19 protein-coding genes are annotated in these 22,720 nt (G+C 68.2%); 13 read left to right on the top strand and 6 right to left on the bottom strand.

The genetic code is table 11. The features are described 5' to 3' along the window. Window positions 1-4: 4 nt before the first annotated feature. From BDO18943_RS02535 to BDO18943_RS02515, 5 genes are all read left to right on the top strand, one after another. Window positions 5-3,913, top strand: coding sequence for an amino acid adenylation domain-containing protein (locus BDO18943_RS02535; protein ID WP_235995758.1), 3,909 nt, complete (start codon window positions 5-7; stop codon window positions 3,911-3,913). After that, window positions 3,910-4,704 (top strand): 2,3-dihydro-2,3-dihydroxybenzoate dehydrogenase, encoded by a 795-nt coding sequence (locus BDO18943_RS02530; protein WP_175021096.1) that lies wholly within the window; start codon window positions 3,910-3,912, stop codon window positions 4,702-4,704. Before BDO18943_RS02535 ends, BDO18943_RS02530 begins: the two co-directional genes overlap by 4 nt. A gap of 28 nt (window positions 4,705-4,732) precedes the next feature. Then, entirely contained in the window at window positions 4,733-5,827 is a 1,095-nt protein-coding gene (locus BDO18943_RS02525; protein WP_175021095.1) for a 3-deoxy-7-phosphoheptulonate synthase, read from the top strand. Window positions 5,828-5,888: 61 nt separating this feature from the next. Continuing rightward, window positions 5,889-7,127, top strand: coding sequence for an MFS transporter (locus BDO18943_RS02520; RefSeq protein ID WP_175021094.1), 1,239 nt, complete (start codon window positions 5,889-5,891; stop codon window positions 7,125-7,127). A gap of 215 nt (window positions 7,128-7,342) precedes the next feature. Then, entirely contained in the window at window positions 7,343-7,822 is a 480-nt protein-coding gene (locus tag BDO18943_RS02515; RefSeq protein WP_175021093.1) for a DUF2501 domain-containing protein, read from the top strand. 123 nt (window positions 7,823-7,945) lie between these two features. Here BDO18943_RS02515 and BDO18943_RS02510 read toward each other — a convergent pair whose 3' ends face one another. Then, window positions 7,946-8,311 carry a hypothetical protein gene (locus BDO18943_RS02510; protein WP_011352206.1) on the bottom strand — a complete coding sequence of 122 codons (366 nt, stop codon included), beginning with the start codon at window positions 8,309-8,311 and terminating at the stop codon, window positions 7,946-7,948. Between the two features lie 309 nt (window positions 8,312-8,620). Further along, window positions 8,621-9,382 carry a hypothetical protein gene (locus BDO18943_RS02505; RefSeq protein ID WP_175021092.1) on the bottom strand — a complete coding sequence of 254 codons (762 nt, stop codon included), beginning with the start codon at window positions 9,380-9,382 and terminating at the stop codon, window positions 8,621-8,623. 124 nt (window positions 9,383-9,506) lie between these two features. Between BDO18943_RS02505 and BDO18943_RS02500 the strand changes: the two genes are divergently transcribed. From BDO18943_RS02500 to BDO18943_RS02490, 3 genes are all read left to right on the top strand, one after another. Beyond that, a complete protein-coding gene (locus tag BDO18943_RS02500) occupies window positions 9,507-10,943 on the top strand; it encodes an aldehyde dehydrogenase family protein (RefSeq protein ID WP_175021091.1) in 1,437 nt (478 codons plus the stop codon). Between the two features lie 135 nt (window positions 10,944-11,078). Next, a complete protein-coding gene (locus BDO18943_RS02495) occupies window positions 11,079-12,269 on the top strand; it encodes an NAD(P)H-dependent flavin oxidoreductase (protein ID WP_043183036.1) in 1,191 nt (396 codons plus the stop codon). A gap of 65 nt (window positions 12,270-12,334) precedes the next feature. After that, window positions 12,335-12,976, top strand: coding sequence for an OmpW/AlkL family protein (locus tag BDO18943_RS02490; RefSeq protein ID WP_043183035.1), 642 nt, complete (start codon window positions 12,335-12,337; stop codon window positions 12,974-12,976). A gap of 75 nt (window positions 12,977-13,051) precedes the next feature. Here the strand turns inward: BDO18943_RS02490 and BDO18943_RS02485 are convergent, their stop codons facing one another. Continuing rightward, window positions 13,052-13,255, bottom strand: a complete 204-nt coding sequence (locus BDO18943_RS02485) for a DUF1289 domain-containing protein (protein ID WP_043183034.1) — start codon at window positions 13,253-13,255, stop codon at window positions 13,052-13,054. Window positions 13,256-13,676: 421 nt separating this feature from the next. Here BDO18943_RS02485 and BDO18943_RS02480 point away from each other — a divergent pair, with 421 nt between their 5' ends. From BDO18943_RS02480 to BDO18943_RS02460, 5 genes are all read left to right on the top strand, one after another. Then, window positions 13,677-14,771: a polyamine ABC transporter substrate-binding protein gene (locus BDO18943_RS02480; protein ID WP_175021090.1), complete on the top strand. Its 1,095-nt coding sequence runs from the start codon at window positions 13,677-13,679 to the stop codon at window positions 14,769-14,771. A gap of 85 nt (window positions 14,772-14,856) precedes the next feature. Next, on the top strand, window positions 14,857-16,017 hold the full coding sequence (locus tag BDO18943_RS02475) for an ABC transporter ATP-binding protein (protein ID WP_175021089.1): 1,161 nt from the start codon (window positions 14,857-14,859) through the stop codon (window positions 16,015-16,017). Beyond that, a complete protein-coding gene (locus BDO18943_RS02470) occupies window positions 16,014-16,940 on the top strand; it encodes an ABC transporter permease subunit (protein WP_043183030.1) in 927 nt (308 codons plus the stop codon). The genes BDO18943_RS02475 and BDO18943_RS02470 overlap by 4 nt, the downstream gene beginning before the upstream one ends. After that, window positions 16,937-17,758, top strand: a complete 822-nt coding sequence (locus BDO18943_RS02465) for an ABC transporter permease subunit (RefSeq protein ID WP_175021088.1) — start codon at window positions 16,937-16,939, stop codon at window positions 17,756-17,758. The genes BDO18943_RS02470 and BDO18943_RS02465 overlap by 4 nt, the downstream gene beginning before the upstream one ends. A 147-nt stretch (window positions 17,759-17,905) precedes the next feature. Next, window positions 17,906-18,307, top strand: coding sequence for a hypothetical protein (locus tag BDO18943_RS02460; RefSeq protein ID WP_175021087.1), 402 nt, complete (start codon window positions 17,906-17,908; stop codon window positions 18,305-18,307). 142 nt (window positions 18,308-18,449) lie between these two features. Here the strand turns inward: BDO18943_RS02460 and BDO18943_RS02455 are convergent, their stop codons facing one another. The 3 genes from BDO18943_RS02455 to BDO18943_RS02445 all read right to left on the bottom strand — a co-directional run bounded on the left by BDO18943_RS02455 (window position 18,450) and on the right by BDO18943_RS02445 (window position 22,703). Continuing rightward, window positions 18,450-20,051 carry an RICIN domain-containing protein gene (locus tag BDO18943_RS02455; protein ID WP_175021086.1) on the bottom strand — a complete coding sequence of 534 codons (1,602 nt, stop codon included), beginning with the start codon at window positions 20,049-20,051 and terminating at the stop codon, window positions 18,450-18,452. Between the two features lie 159 nt (window positions 20,052-20,210). Beyond that, the gene (locus BDO18943_RS02450; RefSeq protein WP_175021085.1) at window positions 20,211-21,017 is read right to left on the bottom strand and encodes a sulfite exporter TauE/SafE family protein; all 807 of its coding nucleotides are present in this window, start codon (window positions 21,015-21,017) and stop codon (window positions 20,211-20,213) included. 18 nt (window positions 21,018-21,035) lie between these two features. Continuing rightward, window positions 21,036-22,703, bottom strand: coding sequence for a bifunctional protein tyrosine phosphatase family protein/NAD(P)/FAD-dependent oxidoreductase (locus BDO18943_RS02445; RefSeq protein ID WP_175021084.1), 1,668 nt, complete (start codon window positions 22,701-22,703; stop codon window positions 21,036-21,038). Window positions 22,704-22,720: the final 17 nt, after the last annotated feature.

Below are 22,720 nucleotides of genomic sequence, written 5' to 3'. Positions count from 1 at the left end.
ACCGATGGAACGGCCGATACGCGCGACATCCGCGCAATACGGAATCTGGGTCGCGCAACAGGTCGATCCCGACGATCCGGGCTACCTGACAGCCGAAACCATCGAACTTGACGGCGCGCTCGACGTCGATGCGCTTACCGGAAGCGTCGAGGCGGTGCTCGATCATGCCGACGCGCTGCACATGCGTTTCGCGTGGGCCGACGATACGCTCTGGCAGTATCGCCGCGCGCCGGCCACGCGGCTGCCGCTCGTGGACCTGTCGATGCAGGCGGATCCCGGGCAGGCGGCGCGGGACTGGATGAAGGCCTCGCTGTCGGTGTGCTGCGATGTCACGTCCGATCCGCTGTATCGCACGGCGCTGTTGCGGCTCTCGCCGACGCGGCACTGGTGGTACCTGCAGGTTCATCACATCGTGCTGGACGGCTTCGGCTACGGGCTCCTGCAGCAAGCCGTCGCGGCACGCTACAACGCGCGTGTCGGCAAGGCGCCCGTGCCGACGTTGCCCGACTGGCGTGTGGATCGCGTGGTCGAAGCCGAAGCGAGTTATCGCGCGAACGGCGGCTTCGAAGCCGATCGCGTGTTCTGGCGCGGATACCTGCGCGACCTGCCCGCGCCGCTCGAGCTCGCGCCGAAGCAGGACGTGGCGCCTGATGCGTCGCGGGCCACGCGCGTGATCGATGGCGCCCGGCTGGCGCGGCTCAGGGATGCCGCGGCGCACGCGGGCGTCGACTGGAACGCGTGGTTGCTGTGCGCGACCGGGATCTGGCTGGCAAGACAGGGCGGGCAGCGCGACCTGACGCTCGGGTTGCCGGTGATGAACCGGCTCGGCACGCCGGCGCTCGGCGTGCCATGCATGGCGATGAATATCGTGCCGTTTCGCGTGCATGTCGACGCAGGCCATTCGCCGCGCGATCTCGCGCGTGCCTGTTCGGATCAGCTGCGCGCGATCCGGCCGCACCTGTATTACCGGTACGGCTGGATTCGCGGCGATCTGGGCCTGCTCGAGCGCAACGTGTTCCTGTTCAACCAGGCCGTCAACGTGATGCCGTTCGAGCGGCAGGTCGCGTTTCGCGGGCTGGCGAGCGATACGCGCGCGGTAAGCGGTGGGCCGGTGAAGGACCTGAACGTGACGCTCGCCGTGCGCGGCGGCGCGTGGCATCTGACGCTCGAGGCCAATCCGAATGCGTACGACGCCGACACGCTGGCGGCGTACGTGCAAAGCTTCGTGGACTGGCTCGACACGTTCGCTGCGTGCGCGGCCGACGAACCGGTCGCGCGCCTGCTCGACGACATGCCGCCGCCGTCGATCGTGCGTGGCGCGCCGCTCCCCGGGCCGCACGACGACGTGATCGCGCTGATCGAACGCGTGGCACGCGACGCGCCTGCGCACACGGCGATCGAAGCCGGGGAGCGTCGTGTCGACTATCGCACGTTGCTCGCCGACACCGCGGCGCTGGCGGACGCGCTCGCCCGGCGTGGCGTGACGCAGCAGACGCGCGTCGCGATCGCGGCGCCGCGTGCGCCGGACGTGATCGCTGCAATGCTGGCCGTGCTGAAGCTGGGCGCCGTTATCGTGCCGCTCGACCCGGACGGGCCGCCGCAACGCACGGCTGCGATGCTCGCGGACGCGTCGCCGGCGATCGTCATCACGCGCGGCGCACACCGTGCATGTGCGGGCGCGTGCCCGGTGTTCGATCTCGACGCGGCGTGCGCGCCGGCGACGCGGCATGCGCCGGCCGGCGACGCACCGGTGCCGGATTCGCTGCCCGCGTATCTGCTGTACACGTCGGGATCGACCGGCCGCCCGAACGGCGTGCTGACCGGACGCGGCGCGCTCGGCCAGTTCGTCGCGAGCACGCGCGACCTGTATTGCATCGGGCCGGGCGATCGCGTGCTGCAGTTCGCACCGCTGCATTTCGACGCGAGCTTCGAGGAAGTCTTCGCCACGCTGTGCCATGGCGCGACGCTCGTGCTGCGGGACGATGCGATGCTCGATTCGGTCGAAACGTTCACGGCGGAAGTCGAGCGGCGCGGCATCACCGTGCTCGACCTGCCGACCGCCTACTGGCACGTGCTCGCGCATGCGCTCGACGCACGCCATGCGCAGCGCCTCGACCGTGTGCGCCTGACGATCATCGGCGGCGAGGCCGCGTTGCCGGAGCGGATCCGGCGCTGGCGCGCGCACCTGCCGGACCGGGTGCTGCTCAATACCTACGGACCGACCGAGGCGACGATCATCGCGACCGCGGCATGCGTCGGCGGCCCGCAGGCAGTCTGGCAGGAGGGCGAACCGGTGCCGATCGGCACGCCGCGCGCGGGCGTCGACGCGTGCATCGTCGACGGGCGCGCGTACCCGGTCGCCGCGGGGTGCACTGGCGAACTGGTGCTGTGCGGCGACGGGCTGGCGCTCGCGTATGCGGGCAATCCCGCGCTGACAGCTGAACGCTTCGTCACGTTGCCGCGCGGCGGGCAGCGCGCGTACCGCACCGGCGATCTCGCGACGCTGCGCGACGGCCGGCTGTATTTCGACGGCCGGATCGATCACGAAGTGAAGATCAGCGGCGTGCGCATCGACCCGCGCGAGATCGAGGACGCGCTGCTGCGCGAACCGGACGTGCGCGAGGCGGCGGTCGTTGCCTCCCGCAGCGGTGCCGGCACGGTGACGCTCGCGGCGTTCGTCGCCGGGTCGGCCGAGCCTGCCGCGTTGCGCATGCAACTGGCGCAGCGGTTGCCGGCGGCCGCGATTCCGGACCGCTGGCACGTGCTCGAACGGCTGCCGCGCAACGCGAACGGCAAGATCGATCGCAACGCGCTGCAGCGTGCCGATGCGCGGCGTGACGAGGCGGCCGACGATCCGCGCGCCGGTGCGCTCGAGCGGCAGGTGATGGCCGTGTGGCGGAACGTGCTCGGCGATGTCGCGCTGACGCCGGGCAGCAATTTCTTCGACATCGGCGGCAAGTCGCTGCAGGCGATGCAGGCGAGCGCGAGGCTCGCGGCGGAACTCGGGCGCGACGTGCCTGTCTCGATGCTGTTCCGGCATCCGACGATCGCGATGCTGACAGCCGCATTGCGTACGCCGCTGGCGTACCGGCCGCGCACCGAGCGCAACGCATTTGCGCCGCACCTGGCGATCCAGTCGGGCTCGGGTGCCGCGCCGCGGCTCATCTGCATCCATCCGGCCGATGGCCTCGCGTGGAGTTACCTGCGGCTGGCCGCCTATCTGCCCGACGCGACGATCGACGGGTTGCAGCTTTCGGTCGACGACACGCGCGATGCAGCCGATTTCGACGCACTGGTGCAAACCTATGTGCGGCGCGTACGGGCATTGCAGCCCGACGGGCCGTATCACCTGCTGGGCTGGTCGCTCGGCGGCGCGCTGGCGTATGGCGTCGCGGCGGCGCTGGCGTGCGACGGCGACGAGGTCGGTACGCTCGCGCTGATGGACAGCTATCCGTCGTCGGCATGGACGGCGCAGCCGATGCCGGCTTGCGGCGACGCGCTGCGGATCCTGCTGACCGTCAACGGCGATTTCGATACGGCCGACCTGTCCGACACCGTGCTGCGACAACGCCTGCTGCGCGCGAACAGCCCGTTTGCGGCGCTCGGCGGTGCCGGCCTCGATGCGTTCGTCGCGGCGACGCTGCGGCAGATGCGCCTGTTTCGCGCGGCATCGACGCCGCGCTACGACGGCGAACTGCTGCTTTTCAATGCGACCCGCAAGCGGCAGGGCATGCCGACGCCCGAGCGCTGGCATGCGCATCGGCCTTCGGGGACGCTGACCTGCCATGCGCTCGACTGCTCGCACGACGGCATGTCGGACCCCGAATCGATGGCGGCGATCGGCGCCATCCTCACCGAACGGCTCGCCGCAACGGCGGGCCCGGATCTTCAATCACGGAATTCGAATCGATGAACAGCAATCCGAACCTGACTTTCCCGGCAGGTATCGCCGTCGTGACCGGTGCGGCGCGCGGCATCGGCGCCGCGGTCGTGCGCGCGCTTGCCACACACGGCGTGGACGTGGCCGCCTTCGACATGGATGGCGACGCGCTGGCGCGCACGATCGCCGACCACCCGCCGGCGCCAGGGCGCGTGCACGCGTTTTCGGTCGACGTCGCCGACGCGCGTGCGGTGCAGGTCGCCGTCGAACGGGTGGAATCATCTGTCGGCCCGATCGGCATGCTCGCCAACGTTGCCGGCGTGCTGCGGCTCTCGAGCGCGGCGTCGCTGACGGACGACGACTGGGCGCATTGCTTCGCGGTCAATGCCGACGGCGTGTTTCATCTGTCGCGCGCGGTCGCGCCGCTGATGGTCGCGCGCCGGGCGGGCGCCATCGTGACCGTCGGATCGAATGCGGCGCTCGTGCCGCGCACGCAGATGGCGGCGTACGCGGCATCGAAGGCGGCAGCCCATCAGTTCACCCGTTGCCTCGGCCTCGAACTGGCCGGACACGGCATTCGCTGCAACATCGTCGCGCCGGGATCGACCGACACGCCGATGCAGCGTCAGCTCTGGCATGGCCCGGAAGGCCCGGCGGGCGTCATCGCGGGGGCGCTCGACACCTACCGGAACGGCATTCCGCTCGGTCGCATCGCGATTCCCGACGATATCGCCGAAGCCGTGCTGTTCCTGCTGTCCGACGCGTCGCGTCACGTGACGCTGCACACGCTGTGCGTGGACGGCGGCGCGACGCTCGGCGCATGACGCGCGAACGGTTTCCGGAGCCCTCGTCATGAAACACTTCACTGCCACTACCGAACAGGGCGCGGCGGGCGCATTCGTGCAGCCGCGTCATGACGAGCGGCTGCGCGTCGGCGCGCCGCTGCCGTCACCCGACGCACTGCGCCGCGACGTGCCGGCCTCGTTTGCCGCGCGGGCGACCGTCGACGCGGGGCGCGCGCAGTTGCGGGCGATCCTCGAGCGGCGCGATGCGCGCCGGATCGTCGTCGTCGGCCCGTGCTCGATCCACGATCCCGACGCCGCGCTCGACTACGCACGCCGGCTTGCCGCGCTCGCGCATGCGGTGCGGGACACGTTCTGCGTCGTCATGCGCGTCTACTTCGAGAAGCCGCGCACGACGGTCGGATGGAAAGGGCTGATCAACGATCCGGGGCTCGACGGCAGCCATCGCATCGAGGACGGCCTGCGCACCGCGCGGCAGCTGCTCGCCGACATCAATGCGATCGGGTTGCCGGCTGCGACCGAAGCGCTCGACGTGATGACGCCGCATTATCTGGGCGATCTGGTGAGCTGGGTGGCGGTCGGCGCCCGCACGACCGAGTCGCAGATCCATCGCGAGATGGCTTCGGGTTTGCCGATGCCGGTCGGTTTCAAGAACGGGACGGACGGCCAGATCGACGTCGCGGCTCACGCGATGCTGGCCAGCATGCGGCCGCACACGTTCATCGGGATCGACGGGGCTGGCCGTCCCGCGCTGCTGCACAGCGCCGGTAATCCGCATGCGCATCTCGTGCTGCGCGGCGGCCGCCACGGACCCAACTACGACACGGCGTCGGTCGCGGCCGCGACAGACGCGTTGCGGGCCAGCCGCTTGCCGGCGAACGTGCTGATCGATTGTTCGCATGCGAACTGCGGCAAGCAGGCGATGCGGCAACTCGCCGTGCTCGACGACGTCGTCGAGCAGATGCGCGCGGGCGACGACGCGATTCGCGGCGTGATGCTCGAAAGCTTCATCGAGACGGGCGCGCAGCCGCTCGGCGGCGCGCTGCGCTACGGCTGCTCGGTGACCGATCCGTGCATCGGCTGGGACGCGACCGCGGATGCGTTGCTGCATGCACGCAACCGCCTGCTCGCGCGAGCGGGCTGACCGTGGCCGGCACCGGCCGGCCTCCTTCATTTCTCCAACACGACTCCAACACGAACGAATCATGTCGACCCCTTCCGCTGACACCCTGAACCTGCCGGCCGATGCCGGCGCGTCTTTTTTGCCGCTGCTGCTCGCGAACTTCGCGATGGTGGCGGGAACCTATGCGTTCGTCACGATCGCGGGCCCGATGGCGCGGCGCATGCATCTCGAACCGCTGCACGTCGGTGCGATCATCGGCATCGTCGGACTCGTGTGGATGCTGGTCGCGCCGCGCTGGGCGCGGGTCGCGGATCGGCGCGGACGGCTGCCGGCCATGCGCGCGGCGATCGGCGGCTTCATCGCGAGCTCGCTGCTGTTGACGGGGTACGTCGGCTGGGCGCTGCGCGACGGCGGCACGGCCGTGCCGGCCGTCTGGGTCGGCTTCGTCGCGCTGCTCGTCACGCGTGCGGCAATGGGCGGTTGCTACGCGGGCTTGCCGGTCGCCGCGACCGCGTGGATCGCGGACCGCACGGCCGTGGCGGGGCGCGCGGCGGCGATCGCCCGGTTCGGTGCCGCGGGCGCCGTCGGGATGGTGATCGCGCCGCCGCTCGCGGGCTGGATCGCCGGGTACGACATGACGCTTGCGTTGGCCGTGTTCGCGGTGTTGCCGCTCGCCGGGCTGGCCGGGTTGCGCGGCCGTCGCGACGGCCACGACGGCGCGGTGCGGCAGGCACCGCCTCGCCTGAAACCGACCGAGCCGCGCCTGCGGCTGCCCTGGTTCAGCGCGCTGGCGCTTTACAGTGCCGTCATGATCGCGAACAGCGCACTCGGGTTCTACGTGATCGACCGCCTGGGCGTGAGCGCGCAGGCCGCGCCGCTCACGACCGGGTATGCGCTCGGCAGCGCGGGCCTCGGGCTGATCGTGACGCAGGCGCTGGTCGGGCGCTTCCGGTCGGTTGCGCCCGTGCAGTGGCTGCGCTGGGGCGCGCTCGCGGGCGGCGCCGGATTCGCGTCGGTGCTGATGGCCGAGGCCACGCAGCCGCTCGCGCTGTGTGCGAGCTATCTCGTCGCGGCGTGCGGGATGGGCGCGGCGTTTCCGGCCGTGGCGGCACTGGCGAGCGCGCGGGTGGCGCCGCACGAGCAGGCTGCGTGCGCGGGCGCGATGTCGATGGCCCAGGGGCTCAGCATGGTGATCGGGCCGCTGGCCGGCGCGATGCTGTACGAGCTGCATCCGGCCATGCCGTTCGCGTCGATCGGCGTGATGCTGGCACTCGTTTCCGTTGCCGCTTCATGGCCGGGATCGCGTGCGGCGGATGCATAGCGGCGCATATGCGTGCGCCGGGCGACTCGCCGCGATACGTGCGGCGCGAACGAGGGGCCGGCGAGCCGACGCGTGACGTCAAGCTTTGTCAAATTGTGGCGATATCACGATGCCTGACGTTTCAAGCCGCATCCGAAGGCTGTCATGCGCGGGTTGATTGAGTATCCTAGGATTCGATTCGCGGTACTCACGCCGTCACAACCGGGAGGCTTCACATGAATGCACGTCTATACCGCGCGACCCTTGCCGGCGCGCTGATCGGATTGCTCGCACCGTTTTCGGTGGCGCATGCACAGCTTGGCGACGTCCTGAAGCAGGTCGGCGGCGGTGGCGATTCAGGCAGCGGCGCAGGCGGTGCGCTCGGCAACCTCGGTGGCCTCGGTAGTGCATTGACGGGCGGTGGCGGTTCGTCGCTGCTGCCGGGCAGCACCGGCAACGTCGCGGGCCTGCTGCAGTTCTGCATCCAGAACAACTATCTCGGCGGGGCGTCCGGCGGCGCGTCGTCGGTGAAGGACGCACTGATGGGCAAGCTCGGCGGCAACGCGTCGTCCGACAGCGGCTATACCAGCGGCGCGAGCGGCGTTCTCGACGCCGGCAACGGCAGCAAGCTCGACCTGAGCGGCGGCGGCCTGAAGCAGCAGGTGACCAAGCAGATCTGCGACAAGGTACTGACGCAGGCGAAGTCGCTGCTGTAAGTTTTCCGGCGCGTGGCGGTGCGGGGTGCGCGACGTACCTGCTCAGGTCGTGCCGGCAGCCACGCGTACATCATCGATGCAAAGACGGGCGGCCGCGCGATGCCGCGGCCCGCGCGCATGGACTCAATCGGCCAGCCGCTTGTCGGCGAGCGCCTTGCAGCAGTCTTCGTAGACCCATTGCACGAGTTTCGCCCGATAGTCGAGATCGTCGGTATCGACGATTTCCTCGACCGCGTCGCGCGCCCACGACGCATCGACGAACCCGGCATGCCGCTTCGCGATGTCCTGCGCGAGCGCGGCGAGCCTGGCGATCACGAGCCAGTCGGCCTGACGGTGATGGCGGTCGAGCCAGCGGTGGGCGGCCTGGACCTGGAACGTGGCGTCCGGCCACGATTCGTTGAGGTAAAACGCGCCGAGGTTGCCGCAGGTGAGCCAGCAAAGCAGCTCGAGGCGGTCTTGCGAGCCGAGGATATGGGGTGCGTCGGACATGGCAGCGCTCACGAAATACGTCGATTCCGGGCGGCGCCGGTTGCAATGAGCCGGTGCCGATAATAAAAACATAGCACGATGCGGGCCCGGCCGCGCACCCGGGCGGATGCTGACATGGCGGTGGCGAAACGGACGCTGCGCGGGCGTGGATGGCCGACGGCGAAGTGAGGGGGCAGCGGGAACGGAAAGTGCGGGAGCGCGTGACGAACCACGCGCCAGGATGCGGCCGGGGAACGGCCGCTTGCGCCGCGAAGCGGGCCCGTTGCCGGGCTCGCCGCAGCCCGGCGCGCGGGCTGCGGATGAGGAGGTTCAGGTCGTCGTGTGCGTGGCGCGCGCGATCGAGCGGATGCTGCGCTCGACGCGGATCAGGATGATCAGCACCGCGAGCGACACGAACGAGTACAGCGCGACGAGTGCGGCGACGCCGGCGTAGCGCGCGGTCTGGCCGTTCTCGGCCGCCGTTTCTTCCGCGACCTTCTTCTCGTTGTCGATCGCGGTGCGGCGTGCGTCGTAGCGCTCGGAGAAGTCGCGCATGACCGCCGACACGACGTCGGTGTACGCCTGCTCGCGCGCATATTCGTCGCCGTGCCCGGTGACCTTCTTCTTGACGCTGGCCGCGACGTCCGCGCGCGACAGCACCTTGTCGAGATACGCGATCTGCTGCTCGTAGTACGCGACGTCAGGATGGTCGTCGTCGCCGAGCACGCGCTGGAACGACGGCTCGTACGCGTCGCGATCGACCGCGTAGTCCGAAGACAGGGCCGCGCGGCCGTGCTTCTGCACGATGCCGGACAGTTGCGTCGACAGGCGCAGCGCGGGCGACGCGTTGCCGTCCTTGGCTGCCGCGCCGTCGGCGGCCGGCGTGGCCTTGGCGGGTGCGTCGTTCTCCCACGCGAACGATGCTGGATCGACCTGGATGGCCGAATCGACCTTCGGCGGTTTCGACAGGCGCGCATCGAGTGCGACCGCGCCGAATATGACCCCGCCGATCAGGACCGCGGTCGCGAACAACAGCACGATCACGCGCAGTACCTGAAGATAGCCGCCCTCGATTTTGGTCAGGATGCTCAAGGCATTCTCCTTTTTTATGATGAATGAGGCGCCGAGGCTAAAGACCTTTCGAATGGCTGTCAATCGTCATACCGGCCGGCCGAAACGCTCGCTAGAATGTCGGCTTTCCTGGAGGCGGAAAACGATGAAAATCTACGACCAGTTCTATATCGACGGCGCGTGGCGCAAACCGGCCGGCACCGGCACGATCGACGTGATCGACTCGGGCACCGAAGCCGTGATCGGCCGGATTCCGGAAGGCGTCGCATCCGACGCGCGGGACGCGATCCGCGCGGCGCGCGCAGCCTTCGACGCATGGGCGGCCACGCCGCCCGCGACGCGCGCGGGCTACCTGCGCAAGATCGTCGAGCATCTGCAGGCGCGCAGCGAGGAACTCGCGCAGTCGATCACCGGCGAAGTCGGGATGCCGATCAAGCTGTCGCGCGCGATCCAGGTCGGCGGCCCGATCTACAACTGGAAGGCGTACGCGAAGCTCGCCGAGTCGTTCGAATTCGAGGCACAGGTCGGCAACTCGCTCGTCGTGCGCGAGCCGGTCGGCGTCGTCGCGGCGATCACGCCGTGGAACTACCCGCTCAACCAGGTGACGCTGAAGGTCGCGCCGGCGCTCGCGGCCGGCTGCACGGTCGTCCTGAAGCCGTCCGAGGTCGCGCCGCTCAACGCGTTCATGCTCGCCGAGGCGATTCACGAAGCCGGGCTGCCGGCCGGCGTGTTCAACCTCGTGTGCGGCTACGGCCCGGTGGTCGGCGAGGTGCTGGCCACCGATCCGGACGTCGACATGGTGTCGTTCACGGGTTCGACGCGCGCCGGCAAGCGCGTGGCCGAACTGGCGGCCGCGGGCGTCAAGCGCGTCGCGCTCGAGCTGGGCGGCAAGTCGGCCTCGGTGATCCTCGACGATGCCGATTTCGCGACGGCGGTGAAGGGCACGGTCAACGCGTGCTACCTGAACGCGGGGCAGACCTGCTCGGCGCACACGCGCATGCTGGTGCCGGAAGCGCGCTACGACGAGGCGCGCGCGATCGCGAAGGCGGCGGCCGAAACCTACGTCGCCGGCGATCCGCGGCAGGACGCGACGCGTCTCGGCGCGCTGGCATCGGCCGTGCAGCAGCAGCGTGTGCAGGACTACATCCAGCGCGGGATCGACGAAGGCGCGGAGCTCGTGACGGGCGGCACCGGTTTGCCGGAAGGGCTCGCGAAGGGCTTCTTCGTGAAGCCGACGGTGTTCGGCCGCGTCGATCCGAAATCGACCATCGCGCAGGAAGAGATCTTCGGGCCGGTGCTGTCGATCATCACGTATCGCGATGAAGACGAGGCCGTGCGAATCGCGAACGATTCGCCGTACGGACTCGGCGGCGCGGTGTGGGCCGGCAGCGACGAACGCGCGATGGATATCGCGCGCCGCATCCGCACCGGGCAGGTCGACATCAACGGCGGCACGTGGAACATGGCCGCGCCGTTCGGCGGCTACAAGCAGTCGGGTCACGGCCGCGAAAACGGCGTGTACGGGCTCGAAGAATATCTCGAGTACAAGTCGATGCAGCTCAAGCCCGCGAAGCCGGCCTGAGCGTTTTTCGCGGCCTTAATCACGGCCTGAACCGGAAACGGCACGCTCGCGTGCCGCTTTTTTATTGACGGCCGTCAAGGTGCGCGTCGGTGGATCGTCGATCATCGCGGTTCCGATGTTCCGATGAGGTAACCGATGACCGTACGCACTTCCTTTCCGCCGCTGACGATTCGCGGCCGCACCTTGCTGCCTGTCGTGCAGGGCGGCATGGGCGTCGGCATTTCCGCGCACCGGCTCGCGGGCAGCGTCGCGCGCGAAGGCGCGGTCGGCACGATCGCGAGCATCGACCTGCGCCACCATCATGCTGACCTGCTCGCGCGTTGCCGCGCACAACCCGATCGCGCGACGCTCGAGGCCGCGAACCTCGAGGCGCTCGCCCGCGAGATCCGCCTCGCGAAGACCTACGGCGAAGGGCGCGGGATGATCGCGGTCAACGTGATGAAGGCGGTGAGCGCGCATGCGGATTACGTGCGGGTTGCGTGCGACGAGGGGGCGGACGCGATCGTGATGGGCGCGGGCCTGCCGCTCGACCTGCCCGATCTCACGCAAGGACATGACATCGCGCTGATTCCGATCCTGTCGGACAGCCGCGGGATCGCGCTCGTGCTGAAGAAGTGGATGAAGAAGGGGCGCCTGCCCGACGCGATCGTGATCGAGCATCCGGCACATGCAGGCGGCCATCTCGGCGTCACGCAGATCGACGACATGCACGACGGCCGGTTCGATTTCGCGCGCGTGCTCGACGAGACCGCGCAGGTGATGGCGTCGCTCGGGCTCGCGCGCGAAACGATCCCGCTGATCGTTGCGGGCGGGATCAACAGTCACGACACGGTGCGCGCGGCGTTCGAGGCCGGCGCGAACGGCGTGCAGGTGGGGACACCGTTCGCGGTGACGGAAGAGGGCGATGCGCATCCGCACTTCAAGCGCGTGCTCGCCGACGCGACACCCGACGACATCGTCGAATTCGTCAGCGTGACGGGGCTGCCCGCACGCGCGGTGAAAACGCCGTGGCTCGATCGTTACCTGCGCAACGAGACGCGCATCCGCACCAAGCTCGGCGCGCTGAAGCAGCGCTGCCCGACCGCGCTCGAATGCCTGAGCGTATGCGGCTTGCGCGACGGCATCGAGAAGTTCGGCCATTTCTGCATCGACACGCGGCTGGCGGCCGCGCTGCGCGGCGACGTCGCGAACGGGCTGTTCTTCCGCGGCCGCGAAGCGTTGCCGTTCGGCCGTGCGATCCGCAGCGTCCGCGATCTGCTCGACCTGCTGCTGACGGGCGGTGCGGCCGAGCCTGCGGCAAACCGTCCCACGTTTACGCTGGCTTGACGGATATCAACATGCCGAAAAGACCCTACAGGGAGAATGGAAACCATTCTTTGGGGGTCCGTACCATGCATAAAACGATTCGAACTTGTGTCACCGCTGCGGCCGTCGCAGCCGCTTTCGCCGCGATGCCTTCGTTGTCGCACGCGGCCTCGCCGGGCGACGGCATCAATCAGGGCGATGTCCTGGTTCGACTGCGCGCGATCAGCATCCAGCCGAACGAACGCGCGAGCGACACGCTGGGTGCGCTCAACGTCGGCGTGAACAACGCGATCGTGCCCGAGCTCGATTTCACGTACATGATCCGCGACTACCTCGGTGTCGAGCTGATCCTCGGCACGTCGCGGCACCAGATGACGTCGAGCGTCGGCAATCTCGGCGGCGTGGGCGTACTGCCGCCGACGCTGCTGCTGCAGTACCACTTCAATCATGCCGGCAAGGTGCGTCCGTACGTCGGCGCGGGCGTGAACTACACGTACTTCTACAACAACGGGCTCAACGTCGGCGGGCAGGGCGTGTCGATCAACAAGAGCAGCTTCGGCCCCGCGCTGCAGTTCGGCGTGGACGTGCAGGTGACGAAGAAGGTCTTCGTGAACGTCGACGTGAAGAAGATCTGGATGAGCACCGATGCGACGCTCGGCGACAAGGGCATCGGCACGCTGCACATCGATCCGCTGATCGTCGGCGTGGGCGTCGGGATGAAGTTCTAGACGCCTGCGGAAAAGAACAGAGTTGGGGTTGGCGGCATGGCAGTCGGCATGCCGCTCTTTTTTTGTGCGGCGGATTTACAGCTTGTCGTACTGGAAGCGCATCGCGGTGCCTTCGCGCGAGATGCGCTCCCAGATCGCGCGCTTTTCGTCGTCGCTCAGGAACACCCAGTTCGACACTTCGGCGGCCGTGCGGCCGCAGCCCTTGCAGACTTCGTCGAAGAGGGTCGAGCACACGCCGATGCAGGGGCTGTCGGGCAGGTCGTGGAGATTGGAGGCCATCGGAAGGGTTCACGCAGTTGAATCGTCAGCCGCCATTTTAATGCATCGCGGCCGGTCGGTCGGGCGGGTGCGGCCGGCATGCCGTACTGGTGCAGCGGCGTGACAGTACGGTCGGGTGCCGGGCGCAGCCGCCGGGCGGCTCGCGCGTCCGGCCGGCGAACGCGCGAGCCGCCGCCTGTTTTTCCCGGTGGACAGCCGCCGATTACCCGATAGAATTCCCCGGGAACGCCCCGTCGCACGGGCGGCCTGCCTGGCCGGCGGCGGGAATCTGTTCCGTTTGCGCGACACCGCCATGATTTTTTTGTGACGTAGCGCGAATGATGGTAGTTTTCGGGGTTTTCGAGGGGTGGCGCGCCAGAATGCGCCGCCATGACGAGGCAGACGGCAGCCGGGCAACGTGTCCGGCCGGAGGGAGAACGGGATGAAAGCAAAGGTAGTGGGCCGGTTCGCAGCGCTCGCGCTGTGCGTGGGTGCATCGGCGGCAGCGGCGAAGGATACGCAGCTCAATGTCTATAACTGGTCGGACTACATTGCGAAGGACACGATCCCGAACTTCGAGAAGCAGACGGGCGTCAAGGTCCGCTACGACAACTACGACAGCGACGACACGCTGCAGGCGAAGCTGCTGACGGGCAGCTCGGGCTACGACATCGTCGTGCCGACCAGCAACTACGCAGGCAAGCAGATCGCCGCCGGCATCTTCGCGCCGCTCGACAAGTCGAAGCTGCCGAACCTCAAGTACCTCGATCCGCAACTGATGGCGCTCGTCGCCGGCGCGGATCCGGGCAACAAGTTCTCGGTGCCCTGGGCGTACGGCACGACCGGTCTCGCGTACAACCTGACGAAGGCGCAGCAGGCGCTCGGCAAGGTGCCGCTCGACAACTGGGACATCCTGTTCAAGCCGGAAAACATCTCGAAGCTGAAGACCTGCGGCGTGTCGGTGCTCGACGCGCCCGACCAGATGTTCGCGGCCGCACTGCACTACATCGGCAAGGATCCGATGAGCACGAATCCGGCCGACTACAAGGCGGCGATGGAAGTGCTGAAGAAGATCCGCCCGTACATCACGCAATTCAACTCGTCGGGCTACATCAACGACCTGGTCGGCGGCGACATCTGCTTCGCGTTCGGCTGGTCGGGCGACGTCGTGATCGCGAAGCATCGCGCGATGGAAGCGAAGAAGCCGTACAAGGTCGAGTACTACATTCCGAAGGGCGGCGCGCCGGTATGGTTCGACGTGATGGCGATCCCGAAGGATGCGAAGGACAAGGATGCCGCGCTGCAGTGGATCAACTACATCGAGGATCCGAAGGTGCACGCGGCGATCACGAACGCGGTGTACTACCCGAGCGCCAACGCCGAGGCCCGCAAGTACGTGCGGCCCGACGTCGCGAACGACCCGGCCGTCTATCCGCCGGCCGACGTCGTGAAGACGCTGTTCCTGCTCAAGCCGCTGCCGCCTGAAATCCAGCGTCTGCAGACGCGTCTGTGGACCGAGCTGAAGTCGGGCCGCTGACACGCACCGATGTTCCCAGCAGTCATGAAGCCCCTGGTACCCCCGGGGGCTTTGTTCGTTCAACGCAGGAGAGAAGCAGCACATCATGAATAGCCAGTCGGGTGCGCCGGTCGCGGGCGCGCCGTCCTCCGTTTCCTCCTCCGGCGCCGATGCGCGCGCCGAGACCTTTGTCCAGATCGTCGACGTCGTCAAGAAATTCGGCGACACCGAAGCCGTGCGCAGCGTCAACCTGACCGTGCGCCAGGGCGAGCTGTTCGCGCTGCTCGGCAGCTCGGGCTGCGGCAAGTCGACGTTGCTGCGGATGCTCGCGGGCCTCGAGACGGTCACGTCGGGCAAGATCCTGATCGACGGCGAGGATCTCGCGCAGATGCCGCCGTACAAGCGGCCCGTGAACATGATGTTCCAGTCGTATGCGCTGTTCCCGCACATGTCGGTCGAGTCGAACGTCGCGTTCGGTCTCAAGCAGGAAGGCACGCCGAAGGCCGAGCTGAAGGAGCGCGTCGCATCGGCGCTCGAACTCGTGCAGATGAGCAAGTACGCGAAGCGCAAGCCGCATCAGCTGTCGGGCGGCCAGCAGCAGCGCGTCGCGCTCGCGCGCTCGCTGGTCAAGCGTCCGAAGCTGCTGCTGCTCGACGAGCCGATGTCCGCGCTCGACAAGCAGATCCGCCAGCGCACGCAGATCGAGCTCGTCAACATCCTGAACAAGGTGGGCGTCACCTGCATCATGGTCACGCACGACCAGGAAGAGGCGATGACGATGGCGAATCGCCTCGCGGTGATGAGCGAAGGGCAGATCGTGCAGATCGGCTCGCCGAACGAAGTGTACGAATATCCGAACAGCCGCTTCTCGGCGGAATTCATCGGCTCGACGAACCTGTTCGAAGGCGTGACCGTCGAGGACGAGCCCGACCACGTGTACATCGAATCGCCGGAGCTGCCGAGCCGGCTGTACGTGAGCCACGGGATCTCGGGCCCGCTCGGGATGCCGGTCACGGTGTCGGTGCGCCCCGAACGGATCGCGCTCACGCGCAAGCCGCCCGAAGGCGCGTTCAACTGGGCGCGCGGCCGGATCAGCAACGTCGCGTACATGGGCGGCTACTCGCTGTATCACGTGAGGCTCGACGCGGGCAAGACGGTGATCGCGAACGTGTCGAGCCTCGCGATTTCCGAGCTCGACACGCCGTCGCTCGGCGACGAGATCTACGTGCGCTGGAGCGCGACGGCCGGCGTGGTGCTGACGTCATGACCACCTTCAAGTCCATGCTCTCGTGGCCGGTGCGGCGCTTCAACCTGACGGGCGCCACGGCGGTCGTCGCGGGGCCGTTCACGTGGCTCGTGCTGTTCTTCCTCGTGCCGTTCGTGCTGGTCGTCAAGATCAGCTTCGCGGAGCTGCAGCTCGGCATCCCGCCGTACACGGAGCTTGCGTCGTATACCGACGGCGTCGTGCACGTCGCGCTGAACCTGTCGCACTATGCGTTCCTGTTCACGGACAGCCTGTATTTCGCGACCTACGTGAACTCGGTGTGGGTGGCCGCGATCACGACGCTGCTGTGTTTGCTGATCGGCTATCCGATGGCGTACTACATCGCGCGCTCGAACCCGGCGACCCGCAACCTGCTGATGATGGGCGTGATGCTGCCGTTCTGGACGTCGTTCCTGATCCGCGTGTACGCGTGGATCGGCATCCTGAAGAACAACGGGCTGCTGAACAACTTCCTGATGTGGATCGGCCTGACCCATACGCCGATCGAGCTGTATCGCACCAACTACGCGGTGTACATCGGGATGGTGTATTCGTACCTGCCGTTTCTCGTGATGCCGCTGTACGCGCACCTGGTGAAGATGGACCTGCGCCTGCTCGAAGCCGCTTACGACCTCGGCGCGAAGCCGTGGAAGGCGTTCGTGCAGATCACGCTGCCGTTGTCGAAGAACGGGATCATCGCGGGCTGCCTGCTCGTGTTCATCCCGGCGGTGGGCGAGTACGTGATTCCCGAGCTGCTCGGTGGCGCGAACACGCTGATGATCGGCCGCGTGATGTGGAATGAGTTCTTCAACAACGCAGACTGGCCGATGGCGTCGGCCGTGACCTGCGCGATGGTGCTGCTGCTGCTCGTGCCGATGGCGATGTTCCAGCACTTCCAGGCGAAGGAGCAGGGAGGCCGCCGATGAAGCCGAATCGTTACCTGCAGTTCGCGGCGCTGTTTGCCGGCTTCGCGTTCCTCTATATCCCGATCGTCAGCCTGATCGTCTATTCGTTCAACGAGTCGAAGCTCGTCACCGTGTGGTCGGGCTTCTCGTTCCGCTGGTACACGGCGCTGGTCGAGGACGACGAGCTGCTGACGGCCGCGTGGCTGTCGCTGAAGATCGGCGTGCTGACCGCGTTCGCGTCGGTGATCATCGGCACCTGGGCCGGTTTCGTGCTCGCCCGGATGGGGCGCTTTCGCGGCTTCGCGCTGTTCAGCGGGATGATCAACGCGCCGCTCGTGATTCCCGAGGTGATTCAGGGGATCTCGCTGCTGCTGCTGTTCATCGAACTGGCGAAGTGGATCGGCTGGCCGGCCGAGCGTGGCGTGTTCACGATCTGGCTCGGCCACGTGATGCTGTGCATCTCGTACGTGGCCATCATCGTGCAGTCGCGCGTGCGCGAGCTGAACCCGTCGCTGGAGGAAGCCGCGCTCGATCTCGGCGCGACGCCGCTGAAGGTGTTCTTCACGATCACGCTGCCGCTGATCTCGCAGGCGCTGATCGCGGGCTGGCTGCTGTCGTTCACGCTGTCGATCGACGACCTCGTGCTGTCGGCGTTCCTGTCGGGTCCCGGCTCGACGACGCTGCCGCTCGTGGTGTTCTCGCGCGTGCGCCTCGGGTTGAATCCGGAGATGAATGCGCTCGCGACGCTGTTCATCGTCGCGGTGACGGCCGGCGTCGTGATCGCGAACTTCGTGATGCTGCGGCAGGAACGCAAGCGGATGGCAGGGTTCGCGACTTGACGTTCAGGTTGTGATCGCGATGGACAACGCCCGGTGCCGACGACGAGTCGGGCCGGGCGTTTTGTTTGACGAGACGGGCTTGCAGATATGCCTCGCAAAAGTGCCAAAGCCGCTCCGAATGGCCGGCGGGCGCCACGGGAGAAAAAATTGAAGATTTCTGAATGGCTTGGCGCAAGTCTGACTGCCGCGATCGTGGCCGGCTTGCTCATCGGCATTTTGTCCGTCAGGGATTTCGGCGGTGTGTCGATCGTTTTTTCCGTGGTTGCTTTCGCGGTTGCATTTCCGGTGGCCATGCTGCTTTCGTATCCGGTCTATTGGGTTGGCACACGTCTTCCGCGGAAGGCGGTCTTGCCGATGCTGGTCATCGTGGGCGGCGTTGCAGGATCGATCGTTCTTGCGGTTTTGACCAACGCGGGATGGCCGGACGTCGCAAGGAACGGAGAAATGGTGTTGCTGTATGCGGCAATCGGAGCGATGTGCGCGGTTTCGGCGCTGGGGTATGTCGAGCGATCCAGCATTGCCGGCAGACTGCGTGAATGGCTCAAATGACGGTTACGCCGCAGCTGTTTTGATGACGATGGGCTATCGTTCCGTTGGCCGGTGGTGCCCGTTGCAGTAAAAAACGCCCGGTGCCGACGACGAGTCGGGCCGGGCGTTTTGTTCGGTGGCGCTGCGCGTGGGGCGGCGCCGCTCAGTACGCGAAGCTCTTGCCGGGCGTCGTCCAGACTGCCGTGGCGGCCGTGCACGGCTGGAGCGTCAACGTGCCGCCGGCGGCAGGCGCCAGGCAGCTGCCTGTCGACTGCGACACGAGTTGCGCCGAACCGGGTGCCGTGCCGGCTTTCACCCGCCATTGCTGATCCGCCGCACCGGCCGCGCACGTGCGCAGCAGCGCGCCGTTGGCTTGCGCGGTGAGGCAGTAGCTGTACTTGGTCTGCAGCGTACCGTCACCCGCAACGACCCACAGTTGCGGATTGAAGTGCGTGCCGCCGGACGTGCGCACCGATGCGAGTGTCGGACAGGCGCCGAGCACGGCCGGATGGCCGTCAGCCAGGCCGCCGGACGCGGTCAGGCAGGTACCGTTCGCTTTCACGAGGCCGGCTGCCGATTGCTGCGGGCCGCCGATCAGCGTCGCGACGCCGTTCGACACGGACGCATTCGCATCGCTGGCCGGGCAGGTCTTGTTGACCGTGACCGACGGCGCCGGCACCGTCACCGCGTTGCCGATCGCGTCGTACGCGTGAATGCTGAACTGCGCGTCCGTGTACGCGATCGACGTGCAACTCGTGCGGCTCGAGTTCCAGTCGAAATATTCGACCCACTGGCTGATCGACGAGACGGGCACCTGCGTCTGCGTCGTGCCGACATAGATGCTGCCGATGTCGAAGCTGTCGCCGGTCGAGCCGGGCGTCACGTCGGTGACGTTGCTCTTGAACCAGCCGGGGCCCTGGTTCGCGTCGGGCGTGATGCGGAACCGGTAGGTGTGGCCGGCCTGCCAGTCGTAGCGATAACGGCACTGCGCGCCCGCGCTGCCGTCGGTCGCCGAGCCGCTGACCGTGCAATAGCTGCCCGCGCCGATGCCGGCGCTCGCGGGCGTGCCGGGCTTCGCGGCGGTCGCGCCCCACAGGCTGAACAGGAATTGCTTGCCGACGCCTTCGCTGGCCGACACCAGCTCGGTCGACTGCAGGCCGGTATAGCCGTGCAGCGAATTGACCTGGTTCGACCAGAACACGTTCGAGTTCGGGCCCGGGTCCGTCTGCGGCGTGATGAACAGGTCGAGGGTGCCGACGCTGCGCACCGTCGACGGAAACCACGTGTTGCTGTAAAGGCCCGGCGTCGAACCGAGGAAGCCGGAGAGTGTGGGTGCCGTGGTGGCGGACAGCGTCGCGAGCCCCGCGGCCGTGCCGGCCGCGATCGTGAAGCTGCGCGCACCCGCCGGCGGCAGCGCCGCGACGGGCGGCACGTCGAGCGTGAAGCCGAGCGTGCAGGTGCCGCCGGCCGGCACCGTCATGCCCGACAGTGTCGCGCGCGACGCACCGTCGTCGGTGAGCGTGCCGCCGCAGGTGCTGGTGAGACCGTTCGCGCTGAAGCCGGCCGGCATCCCGATGAACAGCCCGGCAGCTGCGGGCGCGGTGCCGGTGTTGGTGAGCTTGAGCGTGGCCTTGTCGGTTCCACCGACCGGTGGCGACAGCGTGGCGAGCGTCAATGCGGCGGTGTAGGCCGGGGTGGCGAAAGCGGTGAGCGGTGCGAACAGCAGCGTGGCAATCGCCGCGCATCCTCGTGTGCTGATGGCCATTACAGGAATCCTTACTAGTTGTTAGATTCGATACCCGTCGCGATGGCGACGCGCCACGAATCTAGCACGGGACTCCCGGCGAATTGTGAAGATTTCGGCGTGGCGGCCTCAGCGCGATCCGGGCGCCGGCTCGTTGCCCGCGCCCGATCGTATGCCGCCTTACGCGCCGAACGCCGCCTTCGCCAGCAGCCCGAGCGCGACACACACGAGCACGGCCGCGAACCCGGCCTGCACGTGCCGCGCCGCGAGGTGGTGCGACGCGCCGCGGCCGGCGGCCATGCCGAGCGCGGTTGCGACCGTGAACCACAGCGTCACGTCGAGCGGTGCGCGCGTGCCCGACACGAGCGTCGCGAACACGCCGCCGGTGCCGACGAGCGCGATCACCATCAGCGACGTCGCGACGACGCCATGCATCGACACGTTCGTGAACTTGCGCAGCATCGGCACGATCACGAAGCCGCCGCCGACGCCGAGCAGCCCCGTCATCAGGCCCGTCATCGCACCGGTCGACGCCAGCGCGACGCCAACTGGCCAGGACCACACGAGCCGGCCCGTATCGGGATTCACGCGGCCGACGCACAGCGGCGACGCGTCGGCGTCGACCGGCGCGCGCCGCAGCGCCTGCCGCAACAGGCGGCCGGCGACGATCAGCATCGTCAGTGCGAACAGCGCGAGCAGCAGGCGTTGCGGCAGCACGTGCGCGAGCCGCACGCCGAGCGTGGTCAGCGGCACGCCGGCCACGGCCATCAGCAGCGCCGCGCGATAGCGCACGAGCCCGCGGCGGAAACCTTCGAGCGCGCCGAGCGCGGCGCTGCCAGCCACCGCGACGAGCGCGACGGGCGTGGCCTGCTGCATCGGCCAGCCCATGCCGACGACGAGCGCGGGCACCGCGAGGATGCCGCCGCCGGCGCCGGTCAGGCCGAGCACGGCACCGACGAAACCGCCCAGTACGAGGGAAATCAGCATGACGTCAGCGGGCTCCGGTCAACGTGCGATCGCGGGCTTCGCGAGCCATTCGCGGCCCTTGAGCATCGCCTTCCAGTAGAGCGGCGGCAGCACGCGCTCCTTGAGCAGCCACGCGAGCCGCGACGGGCGCTTGCTGTCGATCAGCCACGCGGGGAAGGTCGGCGCGACCTTGCCGCCGTACAGGAATTCGGCGAGCACGATCTTGCCGCGCTCGACGGTGAGCGGGCACGAGCCGTAGCCGTCATACGCGGCATCGCCGTGCGCGCGGCCGAGCGACGCGAGCAGGTTGTGCGCAACGACGGGCGCCTGCTTGCGGGCGGCCGCGGCCGTTTTCGCATTGGTCGTGTTGGTCGCGTCGCCGAGCGCGTAGATGTCCGGGAACTGCCGGTGCCGCAGCGTCGCCGGATCGACGTCGATCCAGCCGGCCGCGTCGGCGAGCGGGCTCGAACGCACGAAGTCGGGCGCCTTCTGCGGCGGCACCACATGGATCATGTCGAACGAGCGCACGACGGTTTCCTTGCCGCCGTCCGGCAGCGCGCGTGCGAACGTCGCGCGGCGTGCGGGCCCGTCGATCGAGACGAGGTTGTGGCCGAACGACAGCGCGATGTCGTAGCTTTTCACGTACTCCATCAGCGCGGGCACGTAGTCGGCGACGCCGAACAGCGCGCCGCCCGCATTCAGGAACTCGACGTTCGCGGCCTCGAGGCGGCCCGCGCGCCGCCAGTGGTCGCACGACAGGTACATCGCCTTCTGCGGCGCACCGGCGCACTTGATCGGCATCGGCGGCTGCGTGAAGAGGGCGTTGCCGCCGCGGAACGCGCGCACGAGCTCCCACGTGTACGGCGCGAGATCGTAGCGGTAGTTCGACGTGACGCCGTTGCGGCCGAGCGTGTCGGCGAGGCCGTCGATCGCGTGCCAGTCGAGCTTGAGCCCCGGACACACGACGAGCTTGCGATACCCGATGCGGCGGCAGCCGTCGAGCACGACCGTCTGCGCGTCGGGCTCGAAGCCCGCGACGGCGGCCTGGATCCGGTGCACGCCGCGCGGCAGCACGTCGGTCATCCGGCGCGCGGTGGTCTCGGGCCGGAACACGCCCGCGCCAACCATCGTCCAGCCCGGCTGGTAGTAGTGAACGTCGGCCGGATCGATCACCGCGATGTCGAGCGATGCGTCGCGCGCGAGCAGGCTCGATGCGACCGCGATGCCGGCCGCGCCCGCGCCGACGATCACGATGTCGTGCCGCGCGTCGACGGCCGGTGCCGCCTGCCTGCCGCCTTGCACGACCCGCGAGGCGAGCGCGCGCAGGTCGTAGCCGGCCGCAGCGGCCGTCGCGACGATGTCGTTCAGCGGGCGCAGGCCGGCTTGCGACAGCGCCCACAGCGTGGCCGAACGCGTGCCGCTGCGGCAGTACGCGAGCACCGGGCCTTCAAGCGACGCGACGAGCGCGCCGAACTGCGTGGCCTGGTCGTCGGTCACCTTGCCCGTATCGACCGGCAGGTAATGCACGTCGATGCCGAGCGGCGCGGCGGCGGCGCGGATCTCGGTGACGGTCGGCTGGTCGGGGCCTTCGCCGTCGGGGCGGTTGCAGATGATCGCGCGGATGCCGGCCGCGTGAAGCGCGGGCAGGTCGGCCGCCGCGATCTGCGGCGAGACCGACAGCGCGTCGGTCAGCTTGCGGATGGTCATGTCGGGGTTCTCCGGGT

Origin of the sequence: Burkholderia aenigmatica (assembly GCF_902499175.1) — a bacterium.
GTDB lineage: Bacteria > Pseudomonadota > Gammaproteobacteria > Burkholderiales > Burkholderiaceae > Burkholderia > Burkholderia aenigmatica.
The sequence above is the reverse complement of the archived record's forward strand: the minus strand, read 5'-3'. Positions and strand labels throughout refer to the sequence as shown.

What these genes read in the sequence shown, in the direction of transcription:
- BDO18943_RS02535 (WP_235995758.1), top strand. Translation starts at nt 5, where the DNA reads ATGGAACGGCCGATACGCGCGACATCCGCGCAATACGGAATCTGGGTC.
- BDO18943_RS02530 (WP_175021096.1), top strand. Translation starts at nt 3,910, where the DNA reads ATGAACAGCAATCCGAACCTGACTTTCCCGGCAGGTATCGCCGTCGTG.
- BDO18943_RS02525 (WP_175021095.1), top strand. Translation starts at nt 4,733, where the DNA reads ATGAAACACTTCACTGCCACTACCGAACAGGGCGCGGCGGGCGCATTC.
- BDO18943_RS02520 (WP_175021094.1), top strand. Translation starts at nt 5,889, where the DNA reads ATGTCGACCCCTTCCGCTGACACCCTGAACCTGCCGGCCGATGCCGGC.
- BDO18943_RS02515 (WP_175021093.1), top strand. Translation starts at nt 7,343, where the DNA reads ATGAATGCACGTCTATACCGCGCGACCCTTGCCGGCGCGCTGATCGGA.
- BDO18943_RS02510 (WP_011352206.1), bottom strand. Translation starts at nt 8,311, where the DNA reads ATGTCCGACGCACCCCATATCCTCGGCTCGCAAGACCGCCTCGAGCTG.
- BDO18943_RS02500 (WP_175021091.1), top strand. Translation starts at nt 9,507, where the DNA reads ATGAAAATCTACGACCAGTTCTATATCGACGGCGCGTGGCGCAAACCG.
- BDO18943_RS02495 (WP_043183036.1), top strand. Translation starts at nt 11,079, where the DNA reads ATGACCGTACGCACTTCCTTTCCGCCGCTGACGATTCGCGGCCGCACC.
- BDO18943_RS02490 (WP_043183035.1), top strand. Translation starts at nt 12,335, where the DNA reads ATGCATAAAACGATTCGAACTTGTGTCACCGCTGCGGCCGTCGCAGCC.
- BDO18943_RS02485 (WP_043183034.1), bottom strand. Translation starts at nt 13,255, where the DNA reads ATGGCCTCCAATCTCCACGACCTGCCCGACAGCCCCTGCATCGGCGTG.
- BDO18943_RS02480 (WP_175021090.1), top strand. Translation starts at nt 13,677, where the DNA reads ATGAAAGCAAAGGTAGTGGGCCGGTTCGCAGCGCTCGCGCTGTGCGTG.
- BDO18943_RS02475 (WP_175021089.1), top strand. Translation starts at nt 14,857, where the DNA reads ATGAATAGCCAGTCGGGTGCGCCGGTCGCGGGCGCGCCGTCCTCCGTT.
- BDO18943_RS02470 (WP_043183030.1), top strand. Translation starts at nt 16,014, where the DNA reads ATGACCACCTTCAAGTCCATGCTCTCGTGGCCGGTGCGGCGCTTCAAC.
- BDO18943_RS02465 (WP_175021088.1), top strand. Translation starts at nt 16,937, where the DNA reads ATGAAGCCGAATCGTTACCTGCAGTTCGCGGCGCTGTTTGCCGGCTTC.
- BDO18943_RS02455 (WP_175021086.1), bottom strand. Translation starts at nt 20,051, where the DNA reads ATGGCCATCAGCACACGAGGATGCGCGGCGATTGCCACGCTGCTGTTC.
- BDO18943_RS02450 (WP_175021085.1), bottom strand. Translation starts at nt 21,017, where the DNA reads ATGCTGATTTCCCTCGTACTGGGCGGTTTCGTCGGTGCCGTGCTCGGC.
- BDO18943_RS02445 (WP_175021084.1), bottom strand. Translation starts at nt 22,703, where the DNA reads ATGACCATCCGCAAGCTGACCGACGCGCTGTCGGTCTCGCCGCAGATC.